Annotated in this window: 20 protein-coding genes, 5 pseudogenes and 1 other annotated feature; of the genes and pseudogenes, 3 read left to right on the top strand and 22 right to left on the bottom strand. The window is 32.8% G+C overall.

Annotation, left to right across the window (positions count from 1 at the left end; translation table 11 throughout):
• Positions 1-44: 44 nt before the first annotated feature.
• The 7 genes from HNR33_RS20855 to HNR33_RS20825 all read right to left on the bottom strand — a co-directional run bounded on the left by HNR33_RS20855 (position 45) and on the right by HNR33_RS20825 (position 4,398).
• Entirely contained in the window at positions 45-794 is a 750-nt protein-coding gene (locus HNR33_RS20855; RefSeq protein WP_429087448.1) for a MerR family transcriptional regulator, read from the bottom strand.
• Positions 795-979: 185 nt separating this feature from the next.
• Positions 980-1,246, bottom strand: coding sequence for a hypothetical protein (locus HNR33_RS20850; RefSeq protein WP_429087445.1), 267 nt, complete (start codon positions 1,244-1,246; stop codon positions 980-982).
• Positions 1,247-1,319: 73 nt separating this feature from the next.
• Entirely contained in the window at positions 1,320-1,472 is a 153-nt protein-coding gene (locus tag HNR33_RS20845; RefSeq protein WP_429087442.1) for a hypothetical protein, read from the bottom strand.
• A gap of 143 nt (positions 1,473-1,615) precedes the next feature.
• Positions 1,616-1,969 carry a YxeA family protein gene (locus tag HNR33_RS20840; RefSeq protein ID WP_429087441.1) on the bottom strand — a complete coding sequence of 118 codons (354 nt, stop codon included), beginning with the start codon at positions 1,967-1,969 and terminating at the stop codon, positions 1,616-1,618.
• Between the two features lie 23 nt (positions 1,970-1,992).
• Positions 1,993-2,724 carry an ABC transporter permease gene (locus HNR33_RS20835; RefSeq protein ID WP_429087438.1) on the bottom strand — a complete coding sequence of 244 codons (732 nt, stop codon included), beginning with the start codon at positions 2,722-2,724 and terminating at the stop codon, positions 1,993-1,995.
• Between the two features lie 13 nt (positions 2,725-2,737).
• On the bottom strand, positions 2,738-3,487 hold the full coding sequence (locus tag HNR33_RS20830) for an ABC transporter permease (protein WP_429087435.1): 750 nt from the start codon (positions 3,485-3,487) through the stop codon (positions 2,738-2,740).
• Entirely contained in the window at positions 3,487-4,398 is a 912-nt protein-coding gene (locus tag HNR33_RS20825; RefSeq protein ID WP_429087432.1) for an ABC transporter ATP-binding protein, read from the bottom strand. The genes HNR33_RS20830 and HNR33_RS20825 overlap by 1 nt, the downstream gene beginning before the upstream one ends.
• Before the next feature lie 222 nt (positions 4,399-4,620).
• On the opposite strand from HNR33_RS20825, the gene HNR33_RS20820 reads away from it, so the two are divergent.
• Both HNR33_RS20820 and HNR33_RS20815 read left to right on the top strand, forming a co-directional pair.
• On the top strand, positions 4,621-5,271 hold the full coding sequence (locus HNR33_RS20820; RefSeq protein WP_429087429.1) for a response regulator transcription factor: 651 nt from the start codon (positions 4,621-4,623) through the stop codon (positions 5,269-5,271).
• Between the two features lie 2 nt (positions 5,272-5,273).
• A complete protein-coding gene (locus HNR33_RS20815; RefSeq protein ID WP_429087426.1) occupies positions 5,274-6,653 on the top strand; it encodes a sensor histidine kinase in 1,380 nt (459 codons plus the stop codon).
• 462 nt (positions 6,654-7,115) lie between these two features.
• On the opposite strand, the gene HNR33_RS20810 is transcribed toward HNR33_RS20815, so the two are convergent.
• The 4 genes and pseudogenes from HNR33_RS20810 to HNR33_RS20795 form a co-directional block, all read right to left on the bottom strand.
• Entirely contained in the window at positions 7,116-7,835 is a 720-nt protein-coding gene (locus HNR33_RS20810) for a class I SAM-dependent methyltransferase (protein WP_429087480.1), read from the bottom strand.
• Between the two features lie 141 nt (positions 7,836-7,976).
• Positions 7,977-8,191, bottom strand: a binding site (T-box leader).
• A gap of 498 nt (positions 8,192-8,689) precedes the next feature.
• On the bottom strand, positions 8,690-10,039 hold the full coding sequence (locus tag HNR33_RS20805; RefSeq protein WP_429087424.1) for a radical SAM protein: 1,350 nt from the start codon (positions 10,037-10,039) through the stop codon (positions 8,690-8,692).
• Between the two features lie 1,197 nt (positions 10,040-11,236).
• Positions 11,237-12,088: pseudogene (locus HNR33_RS20800) on the bottom strand (transposase); the annotation flags it as partial.
• A gap of 134 nt (positions 12,089-12,222) precedes the next feature.
• Positions 12,223-12,546, bottom strand: a pseudogene (locus tag HNR33_RS20795) (group II intron reverse transcriptase/maturase); the annotation flags it as partial.
• A 293-nt stretch (positions 12,547-12,839) separates the two neighbouring features.
• Between HNR33_RS20795 and HNR33_RS20790 the strand changes: the two are divergent.
• Positions 12,840-12,920: pseudogene (locus HNR33_RS20790) on the top strand (SEC-C metal-binding domain-containing protein); the annotation flags it as partial.
• Positions 12,921-13,395: 475 nt separating this feature from the next.
• On the opposite strand, the gene HNR33_RS20785 reads toward HNR33_RS20790, so the two are convergent.
• From HNR33_RS20785 to HNR33_RS20735, 11 genes and pseudogenes are all read right to left on the bottom strand, one after another.
• Positions 13,396-14,385: a Cfr family 23S rRNA (adenine(2503)-C(8))-methyltransferase gene (locus tag HNR33_RS20785; protein ID WP_429087421.1), complete on the bottom strand. Its 990-nt coding sequence runs from the start codon at positions 14,383-14,385 to the stop codon at positions 13,396-13,398.
• Positions 14,386-14,548: 163 nt separating this feature from the next.
• Positions 14,549-16,027, bottom strand: coding sequence for an Lsa family ABC-F type ribosomal protection protein (locus HNR33_RS20780; RefSeq protein ID WP_429087419.1), 1,479 nt, complete (start codon positions 16,025-16,027; stop codon positions 14,549-14,551).
• Between the two features lie 1,091 nt (positions 16,028-17,118).
• Entirely contained in the window at positions 17,119-17,484 is a 366-nt protein-coding gene (locus HNR33_RS20775; RefSeq protein WP_429087478.1) for a VanZ family protein, read from the bottom strand.
• Between the two features lie 426 nt (positions 17,485-17,910).
• Positions 17,911-18,387, bottom strand: a complete 477-nt coding sequence (locus tag HNR33_RS20770) for a pyridoxamine 5'-phosphate oxidase family protein (protein WP_429087417.1) — start codon at positions 18,385-18,387, stop codon at positions 17,911-17,913.
• A gap of 70 nt (positions 18,388-18,457) precedes the next feature.
• Positions 18,458-19,075 (bottom strand): annotated as a pseudogene (locus HNR33_RS20765) (DUF6273 domain-containing protein).
• Positions 19,062-20,090, bottom strand: coding sequence for a MerR family transcriptional regulator (locus tag HNR33_RS20760; protein ID WP_429087415.1), 1,029 nt, complete (start codon positions 20,088-20,090; stop codon positions 19,062-19,064). Before HNR33_RS20760 ends, HNR33_RS20765 begins: the two are co-directional and overlap by 14 nt.
• A 180-nt stretch (positions 20,091-20,270) precedes the next feature.
• Complete coding sequence (locus tag HNR33_RS20755; RefSeq protein ID WP_429087414.1) at positions 20,271-20,420, bottom strand: hypothetical protein; 150 nt, start codon at positions 20,418-20,420, stop codon at positions 20,271-20,273.
• Positions 20,421-20,431: 11 nt separating this feature from the next.
• The gene (locus HNR33_RS20750; RefSeq protein ID WP_429087412.1) at positions 20,432-20,683 is read right to left on the bottom strand and encodes a hypothetical protein; all 252 of its coding nucleotides are present in this window, start codon (positions 20,681-20,683) and stop codon (positions 20,432-20,434) included.
• Positions 20,684-20,758: 75 nt separating this feature from the next.
• Positions 20,759-21,202, bottom strand: a complete 444-nt coding sequence (locus tag HNR33_RS20745) for a hypothetical protein (protein WP_429087410.1) — start codon at positions 21,200-21,202, stop codon at positions 20,759-20,761.
• A gap of 65 nt (positions 21,203-21,267) precedes the next feature.
• The gene (locus HNR33_RS20740; protein ID WP_429087408.1) at positions 21,268-21,492 is read right to left on the bottom strand and encodes a hypothetical protein; all 225 of its coding nucleotides are present in this window, start codon (positions 21,490-21,492) and stop codon (positions 21,268-21,270) included.
• A gap of 703 nt (positions 21,493-22,195) precedes the next feature.
• A pseudogene (locus HNR33_RS20735) lies at positions 22,196-22,744 on the bottom strand (DJ-1/PfpI family protein).
• Positions 22,745-22,980 lie beyond the last annotated feature (236 nt).

The raw sequence follows: 22,980 nt of genomic DNA, 5'->3' as shown, positions 1-22,980 counted from the left end.
ATAATAACACCATAACAAAATCTGGTGTTAGAGTGTAGGGTTATTTAAAATCTTTTTTTGAACTCATTAAGTTGAACCAATATATTTTTTGTGTTTCTTTCGGCATCTCTCAATGATGTTAAAAGTTTATCACAAGCAGTGACAATATCTTCATCATCTTGAGGTGTGTCTATGACCATTTCTAAATTTGTTTTAGGATCTCGAGACAAAGCACTTAACATACGTAAAATTGCAGCAAGAGAATAGTTAGCACAACGAAGTGAACGTATGATTTTTAGTTGTTTGATATCTTCATCTGTATAAACCCGATAGCCATTTTGCTTACGCTTAATAGTCAAAAGACCATTCAATTCCCAATTTCTTAGAGTATCTATTGTAACTTGTAGATAGTCAGCTGCTTCTTTCCGCGTTAAACACAATTTATCTACCTCGTCTGTGTCACCTGTGTCAGATAACATTTCCTTTACAATTACGATGGCTTCTTCAGCATTTATCTGCTCTTTTCTAATTTGTTGCAAATAATTTTCAGCAAAGCAAATCGCCTTATCAAATTTTCTTTTCGCTGATAGTTTAATAATGTCAACTGCTTTTTTGCGTAAACCATTCTGTAATACCTCTACTTCAAAAGCAGTTCGTGCGAGTTTAAATTGCTCTAGGTGAAAATCTGTAAAAACACGATATCCATTTTTCTTACGTTCTGCTTGTGGTATAAGTTCATACTTTTCATAAAGTCTAACAGTATTTGAATGTACACCGATTATTTGTGCAATATCTGAAGTTTTATAGGTTTTCATTCAGCCATATCACCTCCTATAACTTTAATTATACCGCTCAACAAATGTCTGGTGTTATAGTGGAGTGTTTTAACTTATTTGCAACTATAAATTTTTATGGGTTTGGTTAGCAATCATGAAATAAAAATCTAATATTAATTAGTAACAAATCATTTAAATTCTTTAAATATCAAAAATGTGTTGGTCTACCTTTTTTTTACTTTGCCTTTAATAATACCTACTACTATATCTTTTGTTAGTTCTTCTTTTTTTGCTGACGAACGAATAAGTGCTGATTTTTTCATATCTATTTTTGCACCTTTTATTTCTGATATTACTGAATACACTAGATACTGTTCTTCTTCATTTAAATATGATAAATTTACACCTGCATGAATGAGTATTTGATTTTGGTTTATTAATTCTTGATTTGTCAATGACATACTCAAAATCGATAATACAAAACTTATCATAGAGTCTATTCGAAAAGTACTCACCTCTCAAAGCAACTTTAACTGTTTCAAAATTTTCTTCTAACATATTCATTTACACCGTTATTTTTTCTAAGTAATAGTTCATTAAAGATTTCTTGATCAGTAAACCATGCTGCTGTCCATATACAATATTGGGTATTTCTTGTTCCTTGAACAATCTCTTCTTTAATTTCATCAAAGACAACATTGTGTTCTCTAAATTCATCAATTTCAAGATTTACAGGCCTTGGTTTAATATGAAGATCTTTAAAGTCATATTTCTCTGTTTCTATATAAACTAATTATGCAATTTCCTTTAGATCAGCTTTCAAATTTCTTCTTCCGTCATTAAAGCCATAGATTATAAATTTAATTAATATAAATTTTTTGAACTTCAGCAGGCAGTTCATCCCATTTTACTTCTTGCCAATAAGTGACACCACGTAACGATGCTACATACAATTCAATATAAGCATCTTCTCGTAATTTCTTACTTGAAGTGAATGTTAGACTTTTTTTATATCCATTTGTATCATAGCAATCTAGAATATATTCAAACCTTTTGCTATCGTCTATTGTTACTTCCTCATTTTTAATTTGTGTATAATACATAGTTTTTCCTTTTGGGTCTTCCGGAGTTAAACGTGCAGGATTAAAAAATATAATAACAAAACCAACAAGAGATATTATGATTAACCCAATTATGATAATAATTTTTTTCAATCTTTCATTTCTCCTTTTATATTTTAAGTACATACATCTGCTTTTTTAAGATGACGAATTGAAAATATAGAAGCCAATATAACAAAAATAATATTCATTATATAAAATAGATTATTTTGACTGCTTAATAGACCTTCCTGACTCAACACTCCCATACCAATTGTCAAAAGTGAATAAGGAAAAAACATACCTATTTTTGTCACATACATACCTAAACCTATAAAAACGGTACATATACTTATACCAATAGGAACTGCAAAGCTACGAATTCGTATGGAAAGTCCAAGTTGCACAGCACTAATAGCGATTGAGGCAATCCACCCCCGAAATAGCCATCCAAAAACTTCGATAGGAATATTTTGTGAAAGTCCAAATAAATTGCCAGCAGATATGTATAGTATTAAAAAGAAAATTTGTACCATTAAAATAAATATGCTTACTATGAATAATTTTGAAATAAAAATATAAGTTGTTGATATCGGAACTGTCATAACAGCATTCCAGTTTTTGTTTATATGTTCAATCCTACATACGTAAGCACAACAAATTGCAATCAGTACAGGTAGGAAAAACTCACCATAAAATAGGCTTACCTGAGTCCAAAGGCTATACCATCTGTTCGAAAGAACACTTTGGTTGAAATAGTAATTAGCACAACCTATAATAATACTCAAAATTGGAAGTACCATGATAACAAAACACATGTTTGAATGACGTAATTTAAGCCATTCTGCATAAATACATCTTTTAAGCATTATAATAACCTCCTTATACTTCCTGATGGGAAATATGAATGTTTCCCAAAACATATATTATTGCACCGATTGCTACAACTACAAATAGAAGATAAGCTTCGATATTACGTGTAACAAATGTCATTGAATTATTTACATAGCTATATGTAACAGGGCACAAGCCTGTATAATAGGACCAGATAAATAATCTACGTACCACAGCAGGAAAGAGATCTGCTGTCATACCAATGAAGCCTCCAATCATACCTGTGCAAAGAGCAAATGACTGATTTTTTACTGCAAGTGATATCCATTGTTGTAATGAGATAACAACTAAATTTGTTAACATTGTTCCGCTTAAAAATTTTAACAGCAGAGAATATGGTGCAGAATGTTCAAATGCATTTACAGTTCCAAATAAAAAGATAGCGAACACTTGTAAAACACTGGCATAAAGAAGTAAAAGACAAGCACATGAATATTTTGCTGCATAAATGTGACTGCGTTTTACAGAAGCCGATATTAAAAGTTTCCATGTATTTCCCTTGTGTTCCATATCACAGATACGAGAAACAGCAATCGCACAAATAATTGGAAAAAATAAGCCGTTCATTGATGCAATGGTCATAATTATATCTTTCCATCCTACCATGCCCGGATTACGAGATATGGACATGCTTACAGACATATATGCCCATGCAATTTCAACTATTATGATTAAAGCCACCATAGTACCCAAATGTTTATGTCTCATTTTAAATAATTCTAACCTTATAGAGTTCATTATAGAGTTCGCTCCCTTCCCGTAAGTTCAAGAAAGATACTCTCCAAACTTTTTTTATGTTCTTCAATACGAATAACATCTATGCCAGAATTTATAAGCATTTTATTCAATTGAGCAACATGATTATCTGGCATTTCTTTAAAAGAAAGATACTCCTTGTTTATTACAGTTGAAAGTCCATTTTCCATAAGTAATTTCTTTGCTGCTTCATTATCACGAGTCTTAATAAAAATGTTCGTTTGACTTTTTCCTTGAAGTTGCTCCATACTGCCTTGAAATAGTAGTTTTCCATCGTTTATTATTCCAACAGAAGTAGCGATCTGTTCTATTTCCGATAACAGATGGCTGGAAATTATTACAGTAATTCCATACTTTTGAGGAAGTAATTTAATTAGCTCGCGAATTTCACCTATTCCTGCAGGGTCAAGTCCATTTGTAGGTTCATCCAGTATCAGCAATTTGGGAAAAGACAGCAATGCCATGGCAATACCTAAGCGTTGCTTCATTCCAAGTGAATATTGTGAAACTTTTTTATCTTTTTGATTTTCTAGACGAACTATTCTAAGAGCTTCTGAAATGTTTTTATCTGAAACTTTACGCAGGTACTGCATAACACGCATATTTTCTATACCTGTAAGATGACCGTAATAAGATGGTGACTCAATTAGCGAACCCGTCTGGCTTAATATAAGCTGACGGTTTTTATAAAAATCTTTCCCTAGAATAATAACCTCACCGTTTGTAGGTTTAACAAGTCCTAATAGCATTTTAAGAGTTGTAGATTTGCCTGCTCCGTTTGGTCCAAGAAATCCATATACATCTCCTTCATATACGGTTAAATTAACAGCATTTACTCGATAAGTATCACCATAACGCTTTGAAAGGTTGTGTGCTGAGACAATCGTATTCAAATTTTTTCACTCCATTCTAATTTTATCGAAATTTCATTTGACAATAACAGAATACTATTGTAGCCTTTCATCAAGCTGACAATTACCTTACAGCAACCTTAAATAAACTATAATAAAATGAATTCTTTAAAACTACATAGTATAATAAAATAGGTGATAAAAATGATTGAAATAAGCAATAAAAAAATACTTGTTGTAGACGATGAGCTGGAAATTCGAAATATGATAGATAGTCTATTACGTAAAGAAGGCTTTTATCGCATATATCATGCGGAAAATTGCAACACTGCATTGAGATTATGTCACTCAGAAAAACCTGATATAGCAATTTTAGATGTAATGCTCCCAGATAATGACGGCTTTTCACTGCTTTCCTCAATACGTAAGTTCTCACAAATTCCTGTTCTTTTTCTCTCTGCAAAAGGTGAGGATGAAGATCGTCTTTTGGGACTTGGACTTGGTGCAGATGATTATATTGTAAAACCATTTTTACCACGTGAACTAACACTTCGACTAATAGCAATATTAAAACGTGTTTATACAATACCTATACCAGAACGTCAACCAAATTTTAAGCTTGGAAGAATTACTGTTGATTTAGATAGAGCTATAGTATACAGTGAAAAAGGCGAACTGCCATTAACAGCTAAAGAACACGCTCTGCTTGCAAAGCTTTATGAGAATAAAAACCGTATTGTTACAAGTGATGCATTGTGTCAATCAGTATGGGGCGATAATTACTTTGGATATGAAAATACTTTAATGGTTCATATTAGACGAATTAGAGAAAAAATCGAAGCCAATCCATCCAATCCGTCTTATTTACTAACTGTCAGAGGATTAGGCTATAAACTGTTAGTAAAGGAGGAATAAATATGGAGGGTGTCGTTAGAATATTACGACGCTTTGTAAGTACAACTATCATAATATCTATTTTTCTTATTGTGATAAATTTTATATTACTTGGAACTTACTTTTTTAAAGGAATGAATGATAGTACGTCACCACCGGCTATGGTTAAAAGTGTCACAGAAGGTCTATATAAAAGCAATAATACTTACACTTTAAATATACAGTCGGAAAAATTCCTTAAAAAATTAAATTGTTGGGCAATGTTACTTGATAATACCGGACATGTTTCTTGGAGTTACGATTTGCCTAATCAAATACCACTTAGCTATTCATTAATTGATATAGCACAATTATCACGTAACTATTTAATGGACTACCCTGTTTTTGTATGGGAGCATGATGATGGTCTTGTTGTTATTGGTTATCCAAAAAACAGCTTAGCTAAATACCAATTTAATTTTCCAATTAAATGGATTAGCGAATTGCCATATAGAGTTTTAGGATTATTAATAATTAATATTTTATTAGCGTTATTGCTTTCTATTTTAATAGGTTCAAAATTAATTAAATCTATAAAACCGCTCATTAGTGGAATTCATGCTCTTTCAGATGAAAAACCCGTGGATATAGAAAACAAAGGTGTATTAAGCGACCTTGCCATGAGTATTAACAATACATCTTTATTGCTTCAAGAAAAGAATAACTTACTTAAATCAAAGGATGAAGCACGTTCAAACTGGATTGCAGGAATATCTCACGATATTAGGACACCTCTTTCTATGGTACTTGGATATTCAAGTGAACTTGAAGAAAATGAAAATCTCGATAATGAATATCGTAAACAAGCTAGTATTATTCGTCAGCAAGCGGAAAAGCTTCGCTCTCTTGTAAATGATTTAAACCTTGTATCTATGCTAGAATATGAAATGCAGCCGTTAGATTTGAAACCTGTTCGATTATCTGTAATTGCTCGTCAAATTGCAACAGAATTTCTAAATGGTGGCTTAGATGAAGAATTCACAATTGAATTAGATATCTCAAATGAAAACTTAATCGTAAAGGGGGATGAAAAACTCCTTATTCGTGCCATTACAAATCTTTTGCAAAACAGCATCAACCATAATCCAGAAGGATGTCAAATATGTCTTCAAACAACTCTTGATGATAAAAACAACTGCCATTTTATTGTATCTGATAACGGAAAAGGAATATCTCAAAGTGAACTTTCTAATCTAACTGAACTCCCATACTCGTCAAAAATAAAGAGCCACGTTTATAATGGGCACGGGTTAGGATTGCCAATGGTTGCAAGGATTGTAAAGGCGCATCATGGATTGCTTATTCTAACAAGTGCTACTGGAAAAGGAATAAAGGCAGATATTGTACTTACATCTATAAAATAATTTAAATACTGAAAGCTATCCATACATAATCAATTTGTGTTCATTCCTTTCAATTTGGTTTTGTTTTGGGCATAAAAAATAGGCTAAGTCTGTCGGTCTTAATGACCTAAGACTTAGCTGCTGAATGCATATTTTCGACTTTTTTTTTCACGCTTTAATTCTTTTTCCACGGATTTTCTCGTGCTTCTTTTATCCAGAATTCTTTTGGCTTCTTCAAATACTTCCTTTGGAATGTTATAAAAAGCATCCAATGATTCTGACGGTATATCGTTATCGAAATTGCAGACTTCAACAAATATAGAATCGAAGATTTTCTTTGATTTTGTATAAATAACAAATTATTTAAACTATATGTTTGGTTTATGATATTTATCTTTCCTTTTTTATATTATGAATTAAAAAGAATGCTCTGATAAAGCAACAGTTTATTCAGAGCATTCCAGTGTAGATATTATAATATGCCTAAAGCTTTTCGATTACATAAATAATGTTCATACCACAGTCTAGCGTCCCTGGTAATTTAGTAAATTCAATCTCTTTTCTTATAAGGAGTTCCCAAAATTCTTTATCTTCTTTTGCTTTGCATAAAGCTTCTTCTTGCGAATGCATAAATAACCCTGCAGAACTTTTTTCCAGAATCTTTACCTGTTTTCCTTCGAATAAAGCATCAAGTTCTTTACTTGTCATCATGTGTACATAATGCTTATTCTCAACAGGATAATGCTCTTCATCTTGTATCCCTGTGCTAAATAACCATTCTGTTGCATCAATTCCGAACATTCCTTTCTCATATATTGTACCATCAAGATAGTACATCAATGCACCTATTAATGACATTGACCCAAGTATCAATTTACCATGTGGTTTAAGTATTCTTAGCATTTCATTTATCGCATTTTCTTTTTTATCGAATAAATAGTTAATAGGTCCTCCAATACATACAGCAACATCATAAGTATTATCTGGGATACTTTCCAAATTAGTTATGTCCAAAATCATAAAATCGTTCACTTTATCAACCAATCCCAATTCTTCCATTTTTCTTTTATTAATTTCAATTTGAACTGGGGATAAATCAGATGTAACTAAGGATTTTGACATATTTACAATATCTTTTGTGTATCTTCCTGCACCTGCTCCTAATTCAATAACATTATCTGAATCAGAGATATAACGTTTTATTATATCAAGATGTACATGATATAATAGGTCTCCTAACCTATCCTTTTCTAGTCGTTCCCACTCTTTAATTCCATATTCGTCATAGCGGGTTCTTGGAATTTCTGATTTTTGTGGTACAAAAAATAAAAGCTCTCGTCCCTATAACAGGACGAAAGCCTAAATTTCGTTATACCACCTGATACTACATACCAACATATGCGTTCCTATTAACGGTAGAAAACCGTCAGTACCTACTTAAAATTCGGACTGAAACTCCAGAGGGATATTCAACATAATCTAATTAATACTAGGCTCCCACTATTCCCAGCTCGCTGTGATTTTTCAAAAATGTTTACTATCTCTATCATCGTCTTCTTTTTATTAAATTAACAGTATTATATTCTACTTCCAAGATTTTGTAAATAGTATAATGGTAATTTTATAAAATATACCACTGAAACAAGTCCATAGTACGTAAAAAAGGTTCTTCCTTATAATCGGTTAGTTCTGTTAAGAAAATAAGGATTGATATATGACTTTTTTTCTTAATAGTTCATAGCTTGCTCTACCATACATATCCATTTTAATCTGTTTTTAAAGATGCTATAAATTTATTTATACAACTATCTTCATATTTGGAATTTATTAGACTTACAAAGCATAAGGTGTTTAAGTTTGTTAAATATTCTCTAATCCTTTGATAAAACATTTTATACAGCTTTAGTAGGATGTAAAGCGTTCTAATGCGTGTAATAAATCAGATGAGCAGTAAAGCTCATCGAATAAGAAAAAACGCCGAAAAGCCAGTTATATCAACGACTTACAGCGTTTCTGATGTGCATCTATGGTTTTGGGGCTGACGATTTCCCGTTCCATCAATAGGCACTATTTACTGTTTCCTCGGTTTTTTTCATAGCTTCTTCCCTTTCTTTATAAAATAAGGGAAGCTCGGTATGCAAAAGAGTTTTGACGGAATAGCACACAGGCTTGAAAAAATCATCATTTTCATCTAACCCCAAAGGACAGCCTCCTCCGCAAAGAAGAGAATATGTACAATCCCTGCATTCGGGAATTTTTTCTATATTACGGTTACGTATTGAGTTTTCCTTGAACTCAATTAAGGGATGATACTTTCCTATAGAAAAGCGGTCCTTGCCAACACACCCCAAGCATGGATAAATATCGCCATAGGGGTCAAACGCCATGCCATCTACGTGGGCATAGCAATAGGAGTACAAAGGATTTATGGCTCTGCCATACACTAAGTGATCCAGTATTGAATTTTTTTTAGTTATAAAATCGTTTATTCTTTCCCTATCCTCGAAGGAGTGCTTTATATCCGAATGATATATTTCAGTCATTATATCAATTCGTTCATCATAAGAGTTTTCAAGCAGTGTGGTTAATTCAAACGATAAATTGTCCTTATATCCTGAAAATCTGTCAAGCAGCTTTTCTCTTAAATCAATTCCTTCCTCGTAATTGCTTTTGTCAAGGTTCATTCTGATTCGGATATTTATCCCACTTTCTAAACACTTCTCTACACCATCCATAATTTTTTTGAACGTAGGCTTTCCGTTAGCTAAGACCCTCCTGCTATTGTGAGACTCTTCACTACCATCTAAAGTGATTAAAACTTGAGAAATATTTACAGACAAAAGTAAATCAAGGGATTCTATCAGATAATACCCATTGGTGAAAATTTGATATGTTTTATCGGGGGCCTTATTAAAGAGATGTTCCAAAGCAGGTCTGGTTTTTGGAAGCAACGGCTCTCCTCCAAAAAGACATATTGACTCCACGCCCTCACCTGCAAGCTTTAAGGCGGCATCAATTTGTTCTGGAGTTATGACCTCTTTTTTAAGATAGGCATCACCCTCAAAGCAATAAGGGCATCTGAAGTTGCAGTCATAAGTCATAACAAAGACGACAGTTCTTTGGTCTTTCTGCCTTTGAATGTGATCGTTGCGCAATACCTTTAAAATTTCATTCTTTTTGGCTATTTCCTCTTCGTAGTTACTTACCAGATATCCTCTGGATTGGAGATTGCTTAATAACTCAGCCTCCAAATCATTCTCCGTTACAATCTCTTCACAAGCCTGCCACTTGGACAAGGTTTCGTAAATAGGGGCATCAATTTCGTCCATAGTGCCTGTTAAAGAGTTTATCAACAGTTTTTTGTTATCGTGTATGTCTACAAATATCATGTGCTTAATTAATCTCATTACTTTCCCTCCCTAAAGCTGATTGTTGTGTTAATGAAGTCCTACGCTTGCTGGGGATGTCCAAAGTATATATAAGCCAAATACCTATCATCTCGGCCAAGTTTATGGCATACACATAATTTCGCAACAAATCACATTGCCGCAAACCATAACAAGCAAAATGTTTGGCGGGATGTTATTTGTGATAAAAACCCTTCTATCACTGAACACTTTGTATTATTGTGATAGAAGGGTTATGTAGCTTAGCTTTTTTCGAATCAAATATTCAGTAAGAGAGTAAGCTAAACCACCTTACTAAGCTTAGCAAGCACAGCACCATTGACTACCAATCCCTATCATTGGTCCCATCTGTGAACTCTTCTGATTTGACTTATTTTGTAAATTCCAACTAGCTTCAATAATCGGCTTCATTTTCATTATATTTTCACCCCCCTAGTATGATACGACGTCTTACCTTTTTTGCATTATACCATGGTATATATGAATTATATTAAAACATTTATCAAAAGTCAAGATAATTTTTACAAATTTACCAAATGTCTCCTGATGCTTGAGAAAACTTTGGGCTACACTAGTACTCGCCGCCCATAAGATCGGTATAACAGCCCCCGAGATTCCGGGTCAGGGTCTGGTAGTCGAGTAAGTAGGAGGGATTTCATCACTCTTTCGAGCGACACTCAAGATATATTTGTTGTCAGAACTTATGAACATATGCCATATTTGGCACTTTGTCCTTACAACACATGAATTTCGGGACTTTAAAGAGTATCTCTCTATTATCATTGATTTCCATTAGCTTACCACAGTGATAACAACACCCGTTTTGATTTTTCCAGATAAGTTAAAAAATAATCCTATGGATTTAAAAGTCATAAAGATCATAAGATAATATACTCTACAAAGTACTATTAATGTTAACCAAGTAACTTCCTTAACATTAATAGGTAACTGCGAAACTATTAATTAAAGTTGAAGGATAGAAATATTCATCCTTCAGAAATTAAAAAAAGGTGCTAGAAAAAAAGGGATTTAGTATGAATATAGGATTTGACTTTAAAAAAGGCATACCAAATAGAAGTATTAAATTTCTGGTAAGATAAGTACTTTAAATAGTGGTCTATGCAATTAATGACCTTAAGCTTCTGATATGTTTATGTTTATGCATTTTATCAGCTAGCACAACAGTAAAAAGCTGTGTTATTCCAGAAAGCAGTGAATCAGCATGGAGAGTTTTTTCATTTTGTGTTCTCCGTTCTGCTATACAATAACTATCTTTAAACTGGTAAATGGCTTTTTCCACTACTGCTCTAATTTTATAGGTATTATCCCATTCTTCTGTTTCACGAAGAGTACCAGGATATGCACGAATATCTTTTTCTGGATATAGATGAATCATTCTACCACTAATTGAATTAGTACAGGGATTTTCACATTGACTAACACGGTGATATTTGCCATTATCTTCTTTCTACCAACGTATTTTGGGGCATACAAATTTGTAACGGGTAACGCCACTATTAAGCTTAGAGGTACCTTCATACTTCATTAATAATGAAATGTCATGAGGACAACAGGGAATTCTATCTTCATTAACTTCATAGTCCTTGTTTTCTAATTTTGATCTTTGATTTAGAGGTATAAAGGCTTTTTCAAAATGTAGTTCTCGAAAAAGAGATTTGTAAATTCCTACAGAATCAAATGCGGCATCACCAAGAAAATATTTTGGGTTAATTAAAGGATGTTTTTTAAAGAAATCAGTCAAAGTAGGGATAAGAAGTCTTGAATCATGCACAGATTTAAAAGCATAACAGAAATGGCCATTAATATATAGTTGTTTAATATCAGGGTTAGATTCAGCATGTGTTGGCATAGAACCATAGGCAGCTTTGTGAGGGTCATAGGATTTATCATAGCCCATAACTTTAGCATAAGTTTTTAATTGCTTGATAATACGATTAGCAAATTTAGGATTATTTTCAGTAACAAAAGCTTCAATACCAGAAGTATCAAAATTGTCATTGAAGTAAGATCCTGATTAATATTTTGACAAAATTGATATTAATATTATTTTCAAGCAATGAAAGAAATTTAGGCTTATCATTTTCAAAAAAAATTTGCAATCTGAATAAATATCTGCTCTGGAAGATTTGTAAATTTAGAAAATCTATTCCTCATTCTATATATTATGGCATTGTATCAGCGAATTGCGGTGCATTGTCTTTATTGCGTTTAAATCCATCGTGATAAAACTCACAACGTTTTAATCCACTTTTTGTATTATAATTGACACCAAAGTCACCATTTTCACTACGATATTTTGTATACATTTTCATCACAGTTGAGTTGTATTTAGCCGCAAGCGTCTTAAGATAGCTTCCACGCATGATTGAATGGAATTTTCCTAAATTACACGCATTTATTGCCATGCGGTAGTAGTTATACAACCCTCTGATTTCAGAATTGTATTTACTGATGATTGCCACTTCATCTAAGTGCATTAACGCACCTCTGTGAAGCGGTTCTTTCGGTGAACTGAACTACACATTATACGTTTATCAACCTAATGTTGAGTCAATTCCTCAAAGCATGAAAGATGATTATAATTGGGGTACAGTTTTCAAGAATGAAGAGCTTAAAAGAATATATTGATTTGTACTTCGATAATAATATGAACTTGGTTGATGTTAAGTTTAAAACATACACGTATGCTGATATTAGTGAGGAAAACAAAGAAAAATATGCGATATTAGGTGAGGAATTTGCTAAAACTAGAACTATAAGTTATAAAAAGCAAACTCGAAAAAAGAAAATTGGTCGTAATGATCCTTGTCCATGCGGTAGTGGAAAAAAATACAAAAAGTGTTGTGTTGATGTTTTTTAGCTACTTTTAAAAGAAGTATTATAAATGCTTCAAACCTTTATAATAGACCTCTTGTCACAACGACATTTCATCTGTCCGGTGGCGTGCAGTTAAACTTATTAAAATTCATGCACTAAAATACCCTAGATTCTACTAACTAAATCTAGGGTATCTTACTGTATGAATTTCTATTTTTCAACCTCAAAATTTGCTGTTCGACAACGTGTTCCCACATACCATATCATATGGTAATTCTTATTTCTATACTCCTTTTTAGGTCTTTTTCAGGGTAATTTTCACTATTTTCCCTAAAAGAATAGAAATCACAAGACGCTGAAACACTAATAAAATCAAGGATTGCGACGACATAGTCGCATACCTGTCTCCACATGCCTTGAGTAGACAAAAAAGATACCGCTTGAACCTAGTAGGGCCTTGGCGGCATACTAACATCTAATTAATTTTCATAACACAACTGTCCGCAAGCAGCACTAATTTAAGAACCAAATTGTGTTCTAACAGTTACACTAATACCAGCTTTCTTTAGTGTACCGCAAAATTGCTTGATAGCACTTGAAGATTGAAATTTAAAAATTGTTTTGTCCGTAGAATTATAAGGTATCAAATCAATGTGATATAAATGCTCCCATGAGCCATGATTTTTCAATAAACCTACAACTGCCTCTGCATGTTCTTTCGAATCATTAACTCCTTCAAGCATAATATAAGCAATAAACACTCGTCGTCCTGTATGAATGATATGTTCATCTAATGTTTTCATTACCTCATTCAATGGAAATCCTTTATTTATAGGCATTAAATCGCTTCGTTGACTTTCAAATGGTGAATGAAGTGAAAAAGCCAGATTTACTTGTGGAAATTCTTTGGTCAATCTTTGAATTCCTGGTATAATGCCAATTGTTGAAATAGTAATTCTTCGTTGACTTAACCCAAATAAATTTTGATCAGTTAAAATTTTTACTGCATCAAATAACTCCGGATTTGCAAAAGCCTCACCCATTCCCATAAATGAAATACTATTCAATCTATGGTCATTAAAATAGAAATAAAGTAATTGGTCAGTTATCTCATCAGCAGTAAGATTGCGTTTAAATCCAGCACTTCCCGTTGCACAAAAACGACATCCAAAACCACAACCACATTGGGAAGAAATACAAAACGATTCCCACCCCTGTTTATACTTTAGTCCAACAGCTTCTATTCTTTCTCCATCAGTCAATTTGAATATCAATTTTTGAGCTTGTTTAGAATCCTGTGAAAAAACAGGTATTACACTAGATACATTATTCCCAAACTCATTTACTAAAGCCATCCTTAACGCTTTTGGTAGTATATACATATCTTCAAAATTATCTATTCTTTGATGAAAAATAGCTTTTGTAAGCTGTTCGAACCTATAATCAGGTAATTTTAAATTTGATACTATTTGTTTTATCTTTCCATATTTTGTTTTTGCCTGTTTCATGTAGGCTTCCTCCTCACTATTAATAGTTAGGAAGCAAAGCCAGTATAATTAGCGACTTATACTAACTCCATGCAAGAATCGCTCAAAACATCTGACTTTGCATGGAGTCTATTGTGTGTTACTTTTATATTCCCAGCAAACATATTAATCTCCATTTCTACCTTTACAATTTTATTATTTTTGTCGCAACATTTTCACAAAATGCACTATCATGCTCAACAAACAAAATTGTAGGTTCATGTTCAATTAACAATTTCTCAATTTGCATACGAGAAATGACATCAATAAAGTTCAATGGTTCATCCCAAATATACAAATGTGCCCGTTCACACAAACTTTTAGCAAGCAATACCTTTTTCTTCTGTCCACTACTAAAATCCTCGATATTCTTTTCAAACTGTTCTCTTGAAAAATCAAGTTTTCTAAGCATTGATTTAAATAAACTCTCGTCGATGCAGTGTTTATCTGCATACTCAGATAAGTTACCATATAAATCTGAAGTATCTTGCGAAACATACGAAATGATTAACTTATTATTCTTTCTTACAATTCCACTATGGGGGATGTCTTCTCCATAAATTAATTTCAATATACTTGATTTTCCGCTGCCATTCTTTCCTTGAATAGCAATTCTTTCACCTTGCTCTATAGCGAAGCTTATTTCTTCACAGACAATTCTATCATCATATCCAATTGCAACATCTGTAAGTTCTACAAGCTTTTTATCATGAAAAGTAAGCGGTACGATTTTTAAACTTTCATTAGATTCAATATTTTTAAGAAGCCTTGATTTTTCGTCAATCATCTTTTGTTGTCTAGCTTCTATATTTTTAGCACGCTTCATCATTTTTGCAGCTTTATGTCCAACATATCCTTTATCTAATTTGCTCCCAGAATTAGTAGTTCCATACTTGCTGCTTTCAACATTATCTGACCACGTAGATGTACGTTTTGCCGAGCTGGAAAGTCTGTTAATATCCTTTTTCAATTTTTCGTTTTCTGCTAGCTCAAAACCATCTTGTAATTCTTTGTTTCTCCACCATGAAGAAAAATTTCCTTTTTGTATTTCAATATTAGTTTTATTAATAGACAAGATATGGTCAACACAATTATCCAAAAAAGACCTATCATGTAAAATTAGAATAAATCCTTTCTTTTTTTTCAAGTAATTACTTAGTTTTTGCCTAGCTTCAGCATCCAAATGATTGGTAGGCTCATCAATAAGTAAGAAGGAGTTCTCCTTCAAAAACATAGCAGCCAACAATGCTTTGGTCTGCTCTCCTTTAGATAGTGTATAAAACTGTCTATATAAAGCATCGTAGTCCATATCTAACAAAGATAATTCTTTTACTATTTCCCAATCCATTGAATTTGGACTAATCTCCCTTATGACATCTATGGTGAATTTACTTTGCTCCTGCACCTCATAAGGAAAATATTCAAAAGTCACATTGGCTGAAATGTTTCCATTATATTCGTATTTCCCAAGCAAAAGATTTAGAAAAGTAGTCTTTCCTCTTCCATTCCTTCCAATAAAGCCCAATTTCCAATCGGTATCAATTTGAAAACTTACATTTTCAAAAATATTATCATAGCTACCTTCATAAGCAAAGGTTAGGTTCATAACATTTATTAAAGACATATTTTTGTCCTCCTCTGTATTTAATAGTATAAATAACAAAGTCGGAACAATAGGCGACCTTGTTATTACTCCATATAAGTGTCGCCTTCAGTATCCGACTCTATATGGAGATTATCATGTGTTAGCAAAGTGTCTTTATTTATCATAATATTATTTATCCTCCTTATTCGAATTATTTATAAAAAATAAGAGCCGCAAGAATTAATTATTCTTACAGCTCATAGATATACGTAGTTAAGCTAATCATTATAGCATAACACAAGTGTATATATTAAGAGAAAAAAGAATAACTTTCTTGCATAAGCACAACAAAACAAACAGAATACACCTGTTTATCTTTGTATTAAATGTACTTTAAAAATTAGCAAGAAAAATTAATCATTTTTTCACCTCAAATTTCAATTTTCTTGTTATTGTACTATAACACATCTAAAAAGTCAATAAAGAGTGAATCAAGAAAATCTATTTCTTCTCTATCTTCACAACACACTCCACGTGCCTTGGGGTGACAATAAAGATATCGTAAGTTGATATTCCCCCCTTGGTGGCAAGTAATAATTCATATTTTATATAGTATCTTTTATAATTTTTATATTTTCTTACTACATTAGACAAGATTTGTCTTGGTAGTTTGATACTTATTTTTATGCAAATTTATTCAATACCTTTGGTATTAAAATCGCAGACAACAAAGCTCCCAAATTATTTTAATACCTATTTGAGAGCTTTATTCTTTACAATTTTGTGCAATTTTAGTTTACCATTTATAGCATACAATTATTTGGCTAAAAATTTTTTATTTTCTCCAGGTACTATAAATTTCAATTACTGCCATTTAGTAAGTTTCTACATTTTTGCTTTGGATTTCGCTTGATTTCATTTCTTCTTCGATACTTTTTTGAAGTTGATCATATTTTAAGCGCTATTATATAAATCCACCAAATTATTCTTAGTGTGATTCTATATTTGACCACCTTTGTCATAAAACATTCTCTCTATCAAATTCCTATTTATCTATTTGATTATAAATAATTCTTAGGTCGCAATATCTAAAGAGTGTGTAATAAATCTAAATCACATTTTTCTCATGATTATTGCTCATTTAATATTCTAAAGATAGTTGGCTTTAAAACACTAAAAAATAAATATCCTAATAAACCTCCAAATGTATTAGTAATCAATTCAGTAACATCAAATGTTCTTGATGCTAATCCTCCCCAAAATGCACTTAATAATTGAGTGCTTTCAATTGTTAGGCTAAAAAGAAAACACATGGTAACTGTTTTTAGAATACCTGCTTTCTTTATAATTGGATATAAAAACCTAAAAGGCATCACCATAATAACATTTAAAATTATTTCTCTAACACTGCCATAATAATTTAACCTTAAATCCTTAAAAGGAATAAGATTGACAGTTTCAAGAAATAAATTATTAGTACCTTTTAAAAATGGTATAGAAAATTTTTCTTCCAGTTATATTTTGTACTATTGATTTTTGGCAAGTGCGGCAACGCGTAGTATTAAACATCTCGTGTTACTTTGGTACATTTATTTTTCCCATTAGACCATGAATCTTGCAGTAGCACCGCTCTTCATCTCTATTGGACTGACTGTAGACACAAAAAAGCCTAGTATTTACTTAGACTTTTTGCATTTTGAATTTTTATATGTTTATTGACGATAATTTATTATATCATAAGTTTTTATAATTTTTGTATAATCTAAAATTATTATCTTTATCGTATTTAAGCAATAATCTCTTTTATTTTTTAACCGTCTAAAGAATAATTATTTTAACATGCTAATTTAGGATAAAAAAAGGTTAATTACTGATTTGATTGTCAGTAATTAACCCTTTAAATTATAAGTAATATTTTGTTTTTACTTTACTGTTTTGTTGATAAAATTGATTTCATACTGCTTTTCACCGTATTTTTCTGCGTTGTCAGTAATTATACCTTCTGTGAGGGTGATACGCAGAACGATTGAGTTTGGATTGTCCTCATCACCAACTTCATCGAACCAGTTAAAGATTTTTTTAAATTTAGCTCTGATTTCCGCATTCTTCTCGTCCTTGACCCAACCGAGATTTTCAGCCCTGCCCTGGAAAGTGTACCAATTTAACCCAGCGACAGAAACCTCGTTATTCTTCTCAATTTGTAGCATTTTATTTTTTCTTGCATCTGTAGAAACATAAAACATGCCGTTTTCATAATAGGCACAAACCATACGGACAGCGGGGCGAGGACTACCGGCAACATTCGGGGATAATGATATTGTCGCAAGTGCAATAACTTCCTCTTTACCATTTCCGCAAAGTTCCTCCATGAGTTTCATCGCATTTTCGTATTTGCTCATTTTTAAATTTCTCCTTTCAAGTTTTTTTGTGCTGTAACTATAGTCAAACCACTTGAAACATGCCCAAGGCTTACAATTCCAACCTTAGCCACAAAGCAGGACGAACACCACCTGTACATTTGCCATCGCTGATGTTGCCTTTCAATATATTGTTGCCTTGGATACCTATATTACCGTCAGTCCCGAAGATGTACACGGCTTTTACATTAACGTGGCCAGGCGACCGAAGCCACCACCACCAGCTCCCTTCTTTACCCAGAAGTCTCGCTATTCGCTTACTGTTGTTTTCGTCTTTTCTTTCAAACCAATATCTTTGATTTTTTCCTCGGTTTTGCAGTTTTGAAAGGCTATCACCGAAATATCTGCATACTTCCTCAATGCTTAATAAAAATACGCTGTCTTGTGTATCTGCTCCGCCTTTTGAACCATACCATTGATTGTCAGGATTTTTATTTATTACCGGAATTATTCATGATTTATCAGTTGCGTTGAATTTGTCATAAAATTCACCATTAAGATATTTTCTTAATGCGCAGTCAGCCCATGCTATATCTTTATAAGCGTCATGGTAAGCGCGTTGTTCTATTATCTCCTCGGTTATAATCAAAGCCGCATTATTTTTTATATCAAGAATGCGCCAGTTATAACCGCCGAATGGTATTATTGAGCCGATATTAAAATCTTCCATTGCCTTTCTCCTTAATAGGGAATAATAAGTCAAGCTGTAAATAACTCATTTCAGCATTGTGCTTTTGAATAAAATTATAGAGATTCAACGTTTCTTCAAAACCTTGGCCGTAACCTGTTTCGGCCGGATCCCATCGTGGGGAACCACAGTCATTATCGTATTTATCACTTGCATCAACCCATTCCTTAAGCCGCCGCCAATCCTGGAAGTCCCACGACCTTAACACATGAGCAGCATATAACCCACCCTTAAACTCTCGTCTTACTAACGGTGGGGGTATTTCCATATTATCGGGAACAGACACCCACGCTTCATGCCCATGTGAATTTTCTCCAAGTTCTGCCGCACCTCCCAAACAGTCGAAATCGAAACCGCGTGCGTCGGGTTTAATTTTTAGCAATCCACTCTCTTTTATAAACTTATTTACTATCTCCGATGCTTTGTCTAAACAGCCTTCTCCCGAAGCAAAAGCGGCGGCCACAGTCATTGGTGGCAGATATATAATCCGCACATCCTTGTCCTCCAGTTTCATTAATTCTTCGTTAGCTTTGTTTAATTCTTCCATTGATAAATTCTCCCTCGTTTCTTTGATTTGATTATCAGAAAAAGAAAGAGAGCTTATAACTGAGAACACAGCTTCGTCGCCCAGGAGCTTTAAATTAACATCGGCTTTTTCATTGATTTCCTCAACAAAACGCGTCAATATGGATTTAACGGTAGACAGTGCGGTAATTTCACCGTCTATTTCACTTATGTTTTTTCTGAAAATTTCCACTGCTTCCACCGCGTCGCAATTGTTAAGTATGCTTAAGATTTGCTTCACGGGAACGCGCAACTTACGTAGGACTATGATTTGCCGCAAACGGCTTATGGCGGTTTCATCATAAACCCGGTAAGCATAATCGTCTTTTCGCAGACTTTGAATTAATCCCACTTGCTCATAATAACGTAACATTCTTGTAGAAATTCCGTAATCCCTTGACACCTGACTGATTTTTTGAAGCTCCATATCCATACCATAACCTCATTTCTTTTCCTTATGTTTATTATAAAGTGCGACACGGTGTCAGAGTCAACAGGTTTATACAAATATTCGTATTTTTATTTTATCAAATACAGATTCTTTTGCTTTCTTTCTTATGAAGATTCTTGTAATATGAACTTATAGACACCTTTAAAACTTTACACATTAGTTTTATGTCATAAATATCTTTATTATCAGTAATGAACTTATATATTGAGCTTTTTTCTTTGCATATATGCCCATGGCTTTTTTTAATATTTCATTTTCCTCTTCCATTCTAGCCATTTTCTTAATCACGACTTGATAATCAGCGTTAATCATACGGAAAGTGCTTAGTTTCTTAATGAACACGGCACCTCATTATCAAGCCATATCTCAATATCCCGTTTCATTTCAAGTATTGAGTCATCCAAAGGTATGCGAATCCCCTGACAACCTCCCTGACAGCGTTCATTACGCAGCTTCCTGTCACATCCATATCCCTGTGCAATCTTTTCTTGTAAAGATAAAGGAAATTTTTCAATAACATCCGCATATTTGTCTGTTTTTTTTGATCTTACAAGTAAACAATAACCATATTTCATAGATAAAGCAAATTCCCATACTCTTCGCTGATATATATCCCGTGTGGATAAGGCCCGCTTGCTATTCTTTATATATTAATAAGCAAAATGAACTGCGTTGTCGTTGATTGTTACGCAAGTCATTCCCATATCTATATAGCGCTGATGTAATTCTAAGGCGAACTTTTGAAGTTTTTCGGGCAACGGATGTAAAAAATTTTTCAAAACATCAAACATATCCGTATCTTCTGCTTTAATTAACCTGTAATCGCACCTGAAGATATTATCATCGTTGCTATATCTTCTCGTTCGCAGTTCTATATCTGCAATCGACAGGGCTTTTAACCCCGTCAGCAAGATTGGATTATTCGGATATGATACTTCTAACAATTGTGCTTCCGAGATATTAAGCCTCTTTGCTTCTAAATCAATACCAGTAAAAACAAAACCGCAGAGAGCTAAAAACCGAAAACTTTCAATTTGCTTAGAAACAGGAATTTTAGGCTTTGGGGCGGTAAATGAAGGTATTTCAGTTATCAATAATGAATCGCCACTTTCAGCCAGTTTGCTATGATTACCTATGTCAATTAACAGGTGATTAATAATTATGTAAAAACGGATAGTCTGTCGGGTTCTTCGCTTGCAACGTTTTCAAACATGGGTTTCAGAGTATAAGTCTTAGGTATGTTCGCCGGTATCAAGTTTTTTATGTATCTAGCGTATTCACTGATTGGTTTTTGCATTAATATCTCGCCGTGATTTGTACTCATTTTTTTCGCTCCTCCTGTTTTTATTATTATACTGTTTATAATATGACAACAGTATGTCATATTTAATAATATAAATAATCCTCATTTTCAACTTCTGATTTTATTATTTGTTACTATTACAATTTAGCATATATAGTAACTAAATCAATATAAAATAGCTTAATACATATTTCATTTGTTCTTTTCTTTTTATCTTAATATGCTCATGTTTTAAATATTTACTTTCTGCATAGCTTATTTAACTTCCCCTAAAATATTCTTAAGAAAATCAATCATCATGATTAAAATAATCCACATATAACTTCGCCGCATATTTGTATAGCAATAGTTAATTTATAATTATTAGTTTTCCAATATTTTACTTATTCTTAATAAGCAAAAAGAACAAAATAGCATCATCTATTCTGTCCTTTTCCTTTATGTTGAAAAATATTTTATTGTGTAATTATATATTTGATTAATCGTATTATATTACATATTACCTAATTAAGCAATTCTTCAACTATATTCAATTTTTATTATCCACTACTCTTTCACTAGTAAAATCACACACTCAGTCGTAGAATGTTTCCAATCCCACTTCACTTCACTTGTACTCTTGGACATTCCTGACATGAGACGTGCATCTACTTACAACTCACTTCGTTCCTTGTAAGTAGTGCTACGGCTTCAACATGCCTTGAGAGTACAATAATGATGTCATAGAGAACTGGTAATTCCTTGGTGGCAGGATATCTGAAAAAAGCTAATCAACCTTTTAGCTTTATAAAAATTTTGATTCAAAATAACTTAATATATTGAATACTACATTCTTATTATATTGAATCATTAACTCATGAAAATATTTAGCTTCGTTAGTCTCATAAAGCTTATACCAAATATCTAATGTTATTGGTAAAAATACACCTAAAGCTATCAAAACATATACAGCAAATTCCAATGGAGCCATTCCAGAAGCAGTGATTAATTTTCCATCAGTAACAGCAGGTTCATTTTGGTAATACTTTTCACCTTTATAATCGGGATACATCATTTTTAAATATTCAAAATCATTGCTTGTGTGCCATTTTAAATCCAACAGTCCATTTTGAACAAGCCTTATTGTAGCACCACATTTCGCCGCTACAAGAATATTCTCCTTTTTACACTGCTTTACTATATTTATTATTGGTTCGTAGATTGATTCCATCTATGTATCTCCACCAGGCAAAATCAAAGCATCTGTGCTTTTAATGCTGCAGTTCCTAAGATCAGTGTTAGGTAATATCTTCATACCTCCCATTGTAGTAATAGGAGTCTTCGAAACTCCCAAAGTAACTATTTTTGACTGAGGTAGCCCCTTTTTTAAAAATAGCTACCCGAGTTCAGTTCCGCAGTTAAATATCCTATCTCCCAATCTGTCATCGATATACAGTGCTATTCATTTTAAACTCCTCCTTTTATATCTAAAAATTATAGACGTTTGCGAAACGCCACAACCCGTATAATTACGGGGTTTTTTCTTGCATAAAAATATATAACTCCTCACCTGATTATGGTAAAATTGAA

Origin of the sequence: Brassicibacter mesophilus (assembly GCF_050433385.1) — a bacterium.
Taxonomy (GTDB): Bacteria; Bacillota; Clostridia; order Tissierellales; family Proteiniboraceae; genus Brassicibacter; species Brassicibacter mesophilus.
This window is presented reverse-complemented; position numbering and strand designations above follow the sequence as displayed.